The organism is Geobacillus thermopakistaniensis (assembly GCF_000498995.1).
Lineage (GTDB): Bacteria > Bacillota > Bacilli > Bacillales > Anoxybacillaceae > Geobacillus > Geobacillus thermoleovorans.
In genome coordinates this window covers 21,138-33,085 of sequence record NZ_AYSF01000024.1, presented here as the reverse complement: position 1 = coordinate 33,085, position 11,948 = coordinate 21,138, and the positions used below count along the sequence as shown (strand labels likewise).

Genomic DNA, 11,948 nt, shown 5'->3' with positions numbered 1-11,948 from the left:
GTGAATGACGTCATCTGGTTGGTGAGATATACGTTAAAGCGAACGTTCCGTCGGAAAATCAATTTTTTGTTATATTTTGGAACTCCGTTGGCGGCGATCCTTTTGTCTTTGTTTGCGGCCGGGGGCAACCCTGTCAAGGAAGTTCGCATTGGAATCGTCAATGAGGATCAAGGACGGATTACCGATGATACGATCCGTTTTCTGAAAAGCCTTGATCATCTCTCCGTGAAAAGCGTGAAGTTATCAGCGGTCGATGAGCAAATCACCTCGCAAAAGATGGATGGCGTGCTGATTTTTCGCCAAGGGTTTTCCGAAAGCGTCCAGCACGGCCAGCCCCGGCCGATAGAACTTGTCTCGCTCAAGGGAACGGAAATCACGATGTTCATCAAGTCGTACTTGCATGAATACATCGATCATCTGGCGACATTGGGGCGATTGGCCAATGGGGATCGTGATCTCTTTTGGAAGATGTATGAACGGTATCAACAAGCGCCGTTCCGCCTGTCCGTTCACTCGCTGCCCGACACAGCCAAACAAAAAGGGGTCACGTATCAAACGATCGGTTATTTGGTCATGATTATGTTGATGTCAGCGGGGAATTTGACTGAGATCATCATCAAAGAAAAAGAAGAGCGCACCTATTCTCGTTTATTGACAACACCGATTCAGGCGAGAACGTATGTGTTATCGAATATCGTGGTGAATTTGTTGATTATGACGGCACAAATCATCGTGACAATCGTGGCAATGAAGAACATCTTTCATATTGATCCTAATATTTCGATGTGGCAAATGGCCCTGGTGCTCCTGCTTTTCTCTTTATCCGCGATCGGCTTGTCTTTGATTACAGTGATGTTTGCGAACAGCTCTGCTTCCGCCGGGGCGCTGCAGCCATTGATTACCGTGCCGACATGTATGCTGGCCGGCTGTTTTTGGCCGGTCGAGCTGATGCCGAAATTTTTGCAAAAAGCGGCATATTTTATACCGCAACGGTGGGCGCTCGATTTTTTGGTAAAGCTGCAGGAGGGGCGCTCTTTCGGAAGTTTGTATTGGCATCTGTTGATTCTTCTCGCCTTTGCGCTGACCTTTTTCCTTCTGGCTGTTTACAAGTTTAGCCGAAGCCAACAGAGTGGACAGTTTGTATAATGCCCAGCGGTCTATGTTTTCTTGTATGGCTGTGTGGGGGCTTTCATCATATCGAACAAGTCGATCAGCGGGAATGTCAGGTGCAGTCGTTCTTTTTGACTGCGCCTTATTTGTTGGCCCTGGGGAAGTATCTATGGCATTTTGGAGTGCCACGCTTATGCTAATAGTGCTATATTCCTAAACGACGAAGAATGTGAAAGGAGAAGAAAGATGGTCAAAATTTTTCTCGATCCAGGGCATGGTGGGAACGATACTGGCGCGGTCGGCAACGGGTTGTTGGAAAAAGACATTACGTTGTTTATCGCTCTCGAAATCAATCGTCTGCTGCAAAATGAGTATGAAGGAGTTTCCGTGCAGTTGAGCCGGACAAAAGATGAAACGGTGCCGCTTGATGAGCGGACGGACCGGGCCAATCGCTGGGGGGCCAATTTGTACGTCTCCATTCACGTGAACGCGGGTGGCGGCACTGGATATGAAGATTATATTTATAATCGGCTCGATGACAATTCGGCAACAGCCCGCATTCGCGATGCCATTCATGAAGAAGTCGTCAAAGCTGCGGGATTTCGCGATCGTGGGAAAAAGAAAGCGAATTTTCATGTGCTAAGGGAGACCGCGATGCCAGCCGTGCTCACGGAGAACGGGTTTATTGACCGGGAAGAGGATGCAGAAAAACTGAATGACACCCAGTTTCTGCGAACGGTCGCACGAGGGCATGTAAACGGAATCGCGCGAGCATTTGGCCTGCAGAAAAAGCGAAAAACAGCATTAACGCGCGTGATTGTTGATGGGACGCAAGTCGTCGTTTTTGCCGAAAGGGAAAACGTGCTGCGCCAAGTGGAGCATTATTTAGGAAGAGCGAAGCGGATTGTGCTTGAGCAAGTCGAGGAATGACGGGAACGCTTGCCTAGTTTTCAGCTAGGCGAGCGTTTTTTCGTTCGTTCGTCCTAGTGGAAAGGCCGCCTCCTCCTTTGTCCAGCCGTCATATGAGTATAGCGAGAAACAAAGGAAGGGGGAAAAGACATGTTTGGCTATTCAATAGTGCAGTTAGCCCGCCGGCACGCGGGGCGGCTGGACCGTCCTCTCCGCCATGCGCTTGTCAATATGTACAAGCCGATGACACGCATGCCGTGCATTTTTCACCGCTGGATCGAGCGCTGGCTGCGGAAATGGCGGACGCTTTCCGTCTTGATTGAAGTCGAAAATGCTGAAGGGATGGAGGCAGTGGCCAAGGCGGAACGCGATCATTTCCGTATGAAAGTACGCCACCATTTTCGCCATGTTCCCTTCTACAGCGCACGGGTGACGCCGGCGGCGCTTGAGCAACTGCTTGAACATCCAAAAGTGAAGAAAGTGTATTTTAACCGTACGGTGAAAGCGTTATTAAACAACGCAGTGCCGTCGGCCAATGCGAAACGCGTGGCGGTCAACGGGACGGAGTTGAGTGGAAAGGGAGTGACGATCGCTATTGTCGACACGGGGATTTACCCGCACCCGGACTTGGAGGGGAGGATTGCTGCCTTTGTAGATTTCGTCAATGGGCGTACGACGCCATATGATGACAACGGACACGGTACGCACTGCGCTGGTGATGCCGCTGGGAACGGGCGCATGTCCGATGGGCTGTATGCTGGACCGGCGTACGAGGCAAACCTTATCGGCGTTAAGGTGCTCGACCGTTCGGGAAGCGGGACGCTCGAGACGATCATACGCGGCATTGAGTGGTGCATTGATTACAATAAGAAAAACTTGACCAAGCGAATCCATATTATTTCCTTATCGCTTGGAGGGGAACCGCAGCCGTTTCCGATAGAAAATGATGATCCGCTCGTGCAAGTCGCGGAGCAGGCGTGGGAGCAGGGTATTGTCGTCTGTGCGGCGGCAGGGAATGAAGGGCCGAATTATGGGACGATTTCAAGCCCCGGCATTAGCGACCGCATCATTACCGTCGGTGCTCTTGACGATCATGATACGGCGACAACGCGCGCCGACGATGATGTGGCGTCGTTTTCAAGCCGAGGGCCGACGGAGTACGGGGTGACAAAACCGGATCTCGTCGTCCCAGGGGTCAACATTATTTCGCTTCGCGCCCCGCGTTCATTTCTTGACAAGATGAATAAGCAAAGCCGGGTCGGTGACCATTATATATCGATGTCCGGCACGTCGATGGCGACGCCGATTTGCGCCGGCATTGTCGCGTTGATGCTTCAGGCCAAACCAAATGCAACGCCGGATGAAATCAAGCGGGCGTTAAAAGACGGCGCCGATTTGTGGAAAGGGCGAGACCCGAACGTATATGGAGCAGGTTACGTGAATGCGAAACGGGCCATTGAGCAACTGCTGCAGCGCTAGAAAAAAAGAGGGAGGCGATCATTGATCGCTTCCCTCTTCACGGTTATTGTAATCATATTTTGACGGATCGACCGGCTTGAAGCCTTTCGGTGTATAGAACCGGAGCAAATCGCCATAGACGACTTTATCCGATAGGTCAAGCTTCGTACGGACGATTTGTTCGAGCCGCTGAATTTCCGGCGTGCTTTCAAGAGGTTCGCCTGTTTTCGTGTCATAGTACTTGCCGTTGACCGCTGTCACCTTCGGCGTGACAAAGTCGCCGTTGCGGAACGGAACGATTTCTTGATGTTCAGGTGACAGCAAATCCGTTCCAAAATGGACGTAATTTTTTGTATCAATGCCCAGCAGGTGCAAGACCGTCGGCAACAAATCGATTTGGCCGCCAAACTCGTGAATGACGCCGCCTTTTATGCCCGGCACGTGGATGAACAGCGGCACCCGTTGCAATTGCGCATGTTCATACGGCGTAATTTCTTTTCCTAAAATTTGCGCCATGGCTTTGTTATGATTTTCCGAAATGCCGTAATGGTCGCCGTACAAAATGATGACCGAGCGGTCGTACAGACCCGATTTTTTCAAGTAGTCAAAGAACTCTTTCACTGCTTCATCCAAATAGCGTGCCGTTTGGAAATAACGGTCGACCGAGCCGTCGCCTGTCGTCGCCGGCGGGATCGTCGCATCCTCCTCGCTGATCGGGTATGGGAAATGATTCGACAGCGTAATAAATTTCACATAGAACGGTTCTTTCAATGTTTCTAATAGTGGGATCGACTCCCGGAAGAACGGTTTATCTTTCAGACCGTAGTTCAAGACGTCCTCGTCGTTCATATCGTAGTAGCTGGCGTCAAAGAAATGGTCAAAGCCGAACGACTTGTAAATTTCATCGCGGTTCCAGAACGTTTTGTAGTTGCCGTGGAAGACGGCGCTTGTATAGCCGTATTGGTGCAAAATGGCCGGAGCCGCCTGATACGTGTTTTGTCCTTTCGTCGTAAAGACAGCGCCTTGCGGCAAGCCAAACAGCGAGTTTTCGAGCATAAACTCCGCATCCGACGTTTTCCCTTGTCCTGTTTGATGGAAGAAGTTATCGAAATAGAACGTGTTCGGATCGCGGGTGAGCGAGTTTAAGAACGGGGTGACTTCTTCACCGTTCAACTTATAGTTAATCACAAAGTTTTGCAGCGACTCTAAATGAATGTAAATGACGTTTTTCCCTTTCGCCACGCCGAAATATTTCGGGTTCGGTTTGGCATACGTCGCCTGCACATAGTTCAGCACAGTCGTGATGTCGCTTTTGTTTGCGAACGCCCGCTGCGTCGATGATTTCATGCTTTGGAACGCATCGTAAATCAAATAGTTGTACACGCCTAAATATTTGACGATATAGTTGCGGTCGAACGTTCTTGTCAAGAGCTGCGGGCGGTCGGTCTCAGCGAGCGCCAAGTTGATGCTGAACATCAGAATGGCCGAAGCGAAAATGGCGCCTTTTTTGAATCGGCCGGCCTGCACTTCCGGGAGCGAGAATCGCTTCGAGAAAACGATCACCGCCAAAATGATCGTATCCAAGAAATAGAACACGTCATACCAGCGGAGCAACTCCCAAATGCTTCTGCCGAGATCGCCGAAGTTTTTCGTTTGCGTCAACGTCGGGAATGTAATAAAATCGCTGAAAAAACGATAATAAACGATATTGGCGTATAGAATGAACGATAAAACGAAATTAATAATAATGAGCCATTTGTACACACGCGTTTCCTTGGCCAACAGCGCCAACCCAAGGAAGAATACCGCCGAGCTGATCGGGTTGATGAACAATAAAAACTCCTGCATGGAGTTGCTGATGCCAAGGTTAAATTCCGCTAAATAGGCGGCGTACGTCTTCAACCAAAATAAGAGCACGGCAAAAATAAAAAAGCCAATGTATTGGTTAGGGAGAGAACGACATTTTTTCAACCATTTTTCCCAAATTGCCTTCACGTCCTCTTCTCCTCCTTTGCCTCGTATTCTTAACGATGCTTCTATGTTTATATCAACAGCCGTTGCCCACAGCAACAAACGTTTTATTCTTACATGATTTTACATCGGAACGTCTCCATGTCAAGTAGCATAATACGTCTGTTGCCAAAAGTCAATGGAATGTTTTTATGGGACTGGTGCAAGCCCCCTTCCGCGCTTCAATGCCTGTGTGGTCCCAGTCGGACTGCCATTTGCCATTCATATAGACGAACGGAGACGGAAAAGGTTTCAATGCATCCACATTCTTGAAGTCGGTGGCCATGCCCTTTATCCATTTTATTATGCAGAAAGAATGTTATGATGAAAATGGTTTAGAGTACCCGAACAAGCTTGTTTTTGGTATATTTTTTCTATGCATCATCCACAACTATAAAGAGGCGATTATGTGAGCGAGGGGGAAGGGATGGGGCTTTGAATGCGAACCGTAAATTTTTCGATCCGCCGAAAGTATTAGTGTCCGGCTTTGCCTTGATTATTTTGGTTGGAGCTTTCTTGTTGATGCTGCCGACGGCGACCGTTGACGGAAAAGGACTTCCGTTTTTAGACGCCTTGTTTACGGCGACATCTGCTACGTGCGTGACCGGACTTGTTGTGGTTGATACGGGGACGACGTTCACGTTGTTCGGCCAGCTGGTCATTTTAGCGCTGATCCAAGTGGGCGGGCTTGGATTTATGACATTTGCTACGTTGTTTGCCTTTTTGCTCGGCAAGCGGATTTCCTTGAAAGAGCGGTTGTTGCTGCAAGAGGCGCTCAATCAGCTGAGCATCGAAGGGATTGTTCGGCTCGTGAAACGCATTCTCGTTTTTACCGTCGTCATTGAGGGCATCGGCGGATTGCTGTTGGCGATTCGTTTCTCGTTCGATATGCCGTTTTGGAAAGCCGTGTACTTTGGGTTCTTTCATGCGATTTCCAACTTTAACAACGCCGGCTTTGACTTGATGGGCGAGTTTCGCAGTTTGACCGGCTATGTGGAAGATCCGGTCGTGAGCCTTGTCGTGCCGATTTTAATTATACTGGGCGGCATCGGATTTATTGTCATGAATGAAGTGTATGAGTACCGGCAAACACGGCGGCTGTCTCTTCATACGAAGGTGGTGGTCATCACGACGGCATGGCTGCTAGTAGCCAGCATGGCGCTGATATTGCTGCTGGAGTGGAACAATCCGAAGACGATGGGGCCGCTGTCGCTCTCAGGCAAGTTTCTGTCCGCGTTTTACCAGGCGGTCACTCCGAGAACGGCGGGCTCGAATACGCTTAACATCCCGGATTTGACGCAGCCGACGCTGTTTTTGATCGTGTTTCTCATGTTTGTCGGCGCTTCCCCGGGTTCGACGGGCGGCGGAATCAAAACAACGACCTTTACGACGTTGCTCGGCGCGGTTTGGTCGCAAATTCGCGGGAAGGAAGACGTCATTTTGTTCCGAAAACGAATCGTCTACGATACGGTATACAAGTCGCTGACCGTGACCATGAGCGGGCTGTTTATCGTCATGTTTGTAACGATGGTGTTGACGATCACCGAGAGCGGAAAAGACTTTCTCATGATTTTATTCGAAGCGACGTCGGCGTTTGGGACCGTCGGACTGTCGATGGGACTGACTCCAGAGTTGTCTCCGCTCGGAAAGGCGGTCATTATCTTGACGATGTTTGCCGGCCGCGTCGGTCCGCTGACGATCGCGTACGCGGTCACGCTGCGCCGTCAGCCTGATCCGTTCCGCTATCCGAAAGGGAAAATTATGATTGGATAGAGGCAAGACAGGAAAAAGAAAGAAAGCATAAAGATAAGGACGGTTTATGCGAAAAAGCGGCTCAAAGGCAGAGAAAATCGTTGTTTTTTCCGCTTTTTCACTGTTTACGGAGAAAAGGGGGAGGAGTAATATATGGAAGCAGAAACAACTGAATATTTAGCGCTGAATCCGTCATGGAGCGGGGGACCCACTTGTTGCAACGCTCGTTGCTAGGGGTGAATCCGAAAGGACGGGCATCTCTCCAAGCCCGAACCCGACAGCTAACCTCGCAAGCGCTTTGGGGAGGGACGAGTATGGTTTTGAACCAAACGTAGCCGTTGAGCGCGTCCTCAGCGGTTTTTTCTTTTTGAATCAACTCGAATATGCTTTGGGAGGAACGGAAGCATGGCTTCGTTAAAACGTTTGTTGATTGGGAAACCGATGGAGACAAAACGGCTCAAACATGAAAAATTGCCGAAATGGAAAGCGTTGGCCGTTTTTTCTTCCGATGCGCTGTCATCGGTGGCTTACGCGACGGAAGAAATTTTGCTTGTGCTTGCTTTATTAGGGACAAGCGTCTTTTTCTATTCGCTGCCGATCGCGGTGGCGATTTTAGTATTGCTTTTGTTAGTGACCTTGTCGTATCGGCAAATCATTTACGCGTTTCCGTCCGGCGGCGGGGCGTATGTCGTCGCCCGCGACCATTTGGGGACGAAAATTAGTTTAGTGGCCGGGGCGGCGCTGATGATCGATTATATTTTAACTGTCGCCGTCAGCATCAGCTCCGGCGTCGCCGCGCTGACATCGGCGTTTCCGGGGCTGCTGCCGTGGAAAGTGGAGCTCGCTGTCGCTCTTATCTTGCTTTTAATGGTGCTCAATTTACGCGGCATTACCGAATCCGCAACGGTTTTCGCCTACCCGACGTATGTGTTCATTGGCTTCGTTCTTGTGATGATCGCTGTCGGCGGGTGGCAGTTGTGGCAGGAAGGATGGCATGGGTTTACGATGCATGAGCATGCTTCCACAGCTCACATGTTTGCGTCCGGTTACAGTTTGTTTATTTTGCTGCGCGCCTTTTCATCGGGATGTTCGGCGATGACTGGGGTCGAAGCGATCAGCAACGGCGTGCCGGCGTTCCGGCCAGACAGTTCAAAAAACGCCGCCATTACGATGGGATGGATGTCCACATTGCTTGGCGTGATGTTTTTAGGCATCACCGTGTTGGCGGCGGGATTCGGCGTTACTCCGACCGAGCATCAAACGGTCATTTCGCAAATCGGACGCCATGTGTTTGGGAATGGTCTTTTGTTTTACTTGTTTCAGCTGGCGACGATGGTCATTTTAGTGCTCGCGGCGAATACGAGTTTTGCCGGGTTTCCGCAGTTGACGTCGATTATGGCGAAGGACGGTTTTTTGCCGAGAAGCTTGGCGGCCCGGGGCGATCGCCTTGTGTTTTCCAATGGCATTATATTGTTGAGCGTGCTGGCGATCGCATTGATCATCGCGTTTCATGCCAAAACCCATTCGCTCATCCCGCTTTATGCGGTTGGCGTCTTTCTTTCCTTTACGATCGGCCAGAGTGGGTTGATTAAAAAATTATGGAATCGGGAAGAAGGACGGAAATTCGGCGTGCTGCTCACCGTCGGAACGGGAGCGGTGGTCACCGGGATCGTCACGCTCGTCACGATGATCGCTAAATTTACGCAGGGGGCCTGGATCGTCATCGTGGCGATTCCGTTGTTCGTCTGGATGTTCATCCGAATTCACGAGCATTACAAAAAACTTGGCGAGCAATTGCGGCTTGACGAACGGGAGTGGCAACAGCGCGGGAAACTGTTGAAACCAAAAGTCATTATTCCCATTTCCGGCGTCAGCAAAGTGGTCGCCCAATCCGTTCAGTACGCTCGCAGCATTTCCGACGACATTACGGCACTGTCGATTATTTTCGACGAAAAAGACGAACAAAAGCTGCGGCAAAAGTGGGAGAAGTTTTATCCGGACATTCCGTTGAAAGTCATCTATTCACCGTACCGAACCATTTTGTCGCCATTGTTAGAATACATCACGAAAGCGGAAAAAGAAGCAGACCGCGCGCCGGTGACAGTACTCTTGCCACAATTTATTGTGAAAAAATGGTGGCATACATTTTTGCATAACCAAACAGCCATCATCTTGCGCTTTTTCTTGATCATGAAAAAAGATGTGGTCATTGCGACATTGCCGTATCATTTGCGGGAATAATGTCGAGAAAAGGGGAAACATTTCCCCGGAAATCGATGCGTGTCGAATGGCAAAAAAGTCCCCTCTCCGTACGGAATTGCATATCGTACGGCAGGGGGGATTCCTATGTGGTTATGGGTGTCCATGATTTTGCTCGCTTTCAGCGTGAGCATGGACAGCTTGAGCGTAGGCATGACGTATGGAATGGGTGGTGTCCGTTTTTCCTTCTTTTCGTTGGCGCTTATCGCATCCATGTCCGGGGCGGTGGTGTTTGCATCCATGAACATCGGCCGTCTGTTGGCGCTTTTTTTGCCGTTGCAAGTCGAGCGAGGGCTTGCTTCGGTCATTCTCATGGCGCTTGGCGGTTGGGCGATTTATAACGTCTATAAGCCAAAGGGAGACGGAAGCGATTCCTCTATGGAATGTGATGGAACAGGGGAGGCTAACCGATTCAGCGGCGCTGTTCAAGTATTGAAACGGCCTGAACTTGGGGATCTTGATCGTTCAGGCACGATCAGCCAAAAAGAAGCGTTGTTGATCGGGATCGCTTTGTCGATGGATTCATTTGGCGCCGGGATCAGTTCGTCGCTTTTGCATTTCCCGCCGCTTTCGTTTTCCCTGTTGGTTGGCGTATTTACTCTCATGTTCATCCGAGTCGGCTTATCGTTGGGGTACATGGTGTCGAAAACGGGAATCATGAAAAAGGCGACAATGCTGCCTGGGGTTGTGTTGATTGTCCTAGGGTTGATCAAATTATTTCGGTGACACCATTTTGGCGGCTCGTTCGTAATTCAAATGTGAAAATAGGTTGATGAAAAAGGAGAGAGGTCCGATGTGGAAAAAGTTTTTATCGAAATTCGGCATTGGCGCTGCCAAAGTGGATCTCGTGCTGCATCGCCCTCATGTGCGCCTTGGTGAAACGTTGGAAGGGGAATTTTTGCTGGAAGGTGGTTCGGTCGCCCAACACATTCGGAACCTAGATGTCGTATTGCAATTGGAGGTGCACGCGGAAGGAAAGGCATATCGCCGAACCGCAGCGGTGATCCCGGTCGCTTCCTCGTTTACGATTCAGCCCGGTGAGCGGAAAGTGCTCCCGTTTTCGTACGCACTGCCGCTCCATTTGCCGATCAGCCGCCCAACGGTCCGTTATACGTTCGTCACCCGGCTCGATATTGCCGATGGGGCGGATGCATATGACCAAGACGCCATTCACATTTTGCCGCCGACGGCCTTGGAGCAAGTGTTTTCCGCTTTGGCCGCCCTGGGATTCCGGGAGAAAGCGACATCCGGAAGCATTACGCCGCATGGCCAGGAATTTGCGTTCTTCCCGACGAGCGAATTTCAAGGGATCGTCCAAGAAGTCGAGTTTTTTGCCCTTGTCGAGGGAGAAGGGGTGCGTTTGTATCTGGAGATCGACGTCCGCCACGGCTTTGGCGGGGAACGCGAAATGAAACGGGAGCTGTTGATCACTCATGAACAGCTTCGCGATTCGGCGACGGCAGCCCGTCTGCTTCGAGAAGCCATTGAAGAGGCGGTGCGGGCGGCCGGGGCGTTCGGCCAGCTGAGCGGGCATCCATTGGCAACGCCGCATTCGCCAATCTATAGCCATCCAGTAGGCCATTATCCACCCGTCCATCATTCGCATCATGGCGGACACGGGTGGGCTGGTGCCATTGGTGGGTTTGCGGCCGGGATGCTGGCGGGAATGGTGGCGGAAGAGTTGCTTGACGATGTGATCGATGATGTCGCTGACGGGTTGGACGTGGATGATTGGTTTGATGGCGGCGATGGATTTGATGGGGGAGATTGGCTGTAATGATGATATGGAAGGTGCTTCGCATTTCGCGAAGCGCTTTTTTGCTGATGCGGATGTCTTGTACAACGGTGACCGTTTCTCCTTAGTGGGCATATACAATAAATGGAAAAATAAAACAAGGAGGAAACAAAATGAATGATACGTACGGTCATCGCCATTTGGCTTGGCATGAAACGTTGGAGTTGCATGAACTGATCGCTTTTCAAGCAAACGGGCTCATAAAAATGAAAAAGGCGGTCGGCAAAATCGACTGTCCTGAATTAAAAGGATTGTACCTTGAGACGATTCAAGGGCTGGAAACGAATTTGCGCGAGCTGCTTGCCTTCATTCCGGCGGCACCTATGATGGAAGAAAGCCGCGACCATGATGATGGCGACCGCGCCTTGCACGCTGGCGACTTGCTTGGCTTTTCAAAAACGGCAGTGCGCAATTATGCTGCTGCCATTACCGAGGCGGCGACGCCGGTGCTGCGCAAAACGTTTGTCAAACATCTGCTCAAAGCCATTGACACGCACGAAAAAGCGTTCAACTATATGTATGAACGCAGTTATTATCCAGCGTACGATCTTGTCCAGCTCCTTCACAACGACGTCCGCAACGCGCAAAAAGCGTTGTCGATGGGATATGAACGATAACAGAAACGAGCCGCTCCCGCCAAGTGGAGCGGCCTCTT

Annotated in this window: 10 protein-coding genes and 1 riboswitch; of the genes, 9 read left to right on the top strand and 1 reads right to left on the bottom strand. The window is 50.5% G+C overall.

Annotation, left to right across the window (positions count from 1 at the left end; translation table 11 throughout):
* The 3 genes from T260_RS136170 (at window position 1) to T260_RS136180 (ending at window position 3,498) form a co-directional block, all read left to right on the top strand.
* Complete coding sequence (locus T260_RS136170) at window positions 1-1,146, top strand: ABC transporter permease (RefSeq protein WP_023633378.1); 1,146 nt, start codon at window positions 1-3, stop codon at window positions 1,144-1,146.
* A 210-nt stretch (window positions 1,147-1,356) separates the two neighbouring features.
* Window positions 1,357-2,040 carry an N-acetylmuramoyl-L-alanine amidase family protein gene (locus T260_RS136175; RefSeq protein WP_011229719.1) on the top strand — a complete coding sequence of 228 codons (684 nt, stop codon included), beginning with the start codon at window positions 1,357-1,359 and terminating at the stop codon, window positions 2,038-2,040.
* 129 nt (window positions 2,041-2,169) lie between these two features.
* The gene (locus T260_RS136180; RefSeq protein ID WP_023633377.1) at window positions 2,170-3,498 is read left to right on the top strand and encodes a S8 family serine peptidase; all 1,329 of its coding nucleotides are present in this window, start codon (window positions 2,170-2,172) and stop codon (window positions 3,496-3,498) included.
* A gap of 18 nt (window positions 3,499-3,516) precedes the next feature.
* Here the strand turns inward: T260_RS136180 and ltaS are convergent, their stop codons facing one another.
* Window positions 3,517-5,472, bottom strand: coding sequence for a lipoteichoic acid synthase (ltaS, locus tag T260_RS136185; RefSeq protein WP_021322035.1), 1,956 nt, complete (start codon window positions 5,470-5,472; stop codon window positions 3,517-3,519).
* Between the two features lie 450 nt (window positions 5,473-5,922).
* Between ltaS and T260_RS136190 the strand changes: the two genes are divergently transcribed.
* The 6 genes from T260_RS136190 (at window position 5,923) to T260_RS136210 (ending at window position 11,910) form a co-directional block, all read left to right on the top strand.
* On the top strand, window positions 5,923-7,260 hold the full coding sequence (locus T260_RS136190) for a TrkH family potassium uptake protein (RefSeq protein ID WP_023633376.1): 1,338 nt from the start codon (window positions 5,923-5,925) through the stop codon (window positions 7,258-7,260).
* Between the two features lie 150 nt (window positions 7,261-7,410).
* A riboswitch (cyclic di-AMP (ydaO/yuaA leader) is annotated at window positions 7,411-7,550 on the top strand.
* Between the two features lie 94 nt (window positions 7,551-7,644).
* Complete coding sequence (locus T260_RS136195) at window positions 7,645-9,480, top strand: APC family permease (protein WP_023633375.1); 1,836 nt, start codon at window positions 7,645-7,647, stop codon at window positions 9,478-9,480.
* A gap of 105 nt (window positions 9,481-9,585) precedes the next feature.
* Entirely contained in the window at window positions 9,586-10,224 is a 639-nt protein-coding gene (gene ytaF, locus T260_RS136200; RefSeq protein WP_023633374.1) for a sporulation membrane protein YtaF, read from the top strand.
* A 67-nt stretch (window positions 10,225-10,291) separates the two neighbouring features.
* The gene (locus T260_RS136205; protein ID WP_023633373.1) at window positions 10,292-11,275 is read left to right on the top strand and encodes a sporulation protein; all 984 of its coding nucleotides are present in this window, start codon (window positions 10,292-10,294) and stop codon (window positions 11,273-11,275) included.
* Window positions 11,238-11,414: a hypothetical protein gene (locus T260_RS1000000139380; RefSeq protein WP_156100176.1), complete on the top strand. Its 177-nt coding sequence runs from the start codon at window positions 11,238-11,240 to the stop codon at window positions 11,412-11,414. Before T260_RS136205 ends, T260_RS1000000139380 begins: the two co-directional genes overlap by 38 nt.
* Window positions 11,407-11,910 (top strand): spore coat protein, encoded by a 504-nt coding sequence (locus T260_RS136210; RefSeq protein WP_011229726.1) that lies wholly within the window; start codon window positions 11,407-11,409, stop codon window positions 11,908-11,910. The genes T260_RS1000000139380 and T260_RS136210 overlap by 8 nt, the downstream gene beginning before the upstream one ends.
* The last annotated feature ends 38 nt before the right edge of the window (window positions 11,911-11,948 follow it).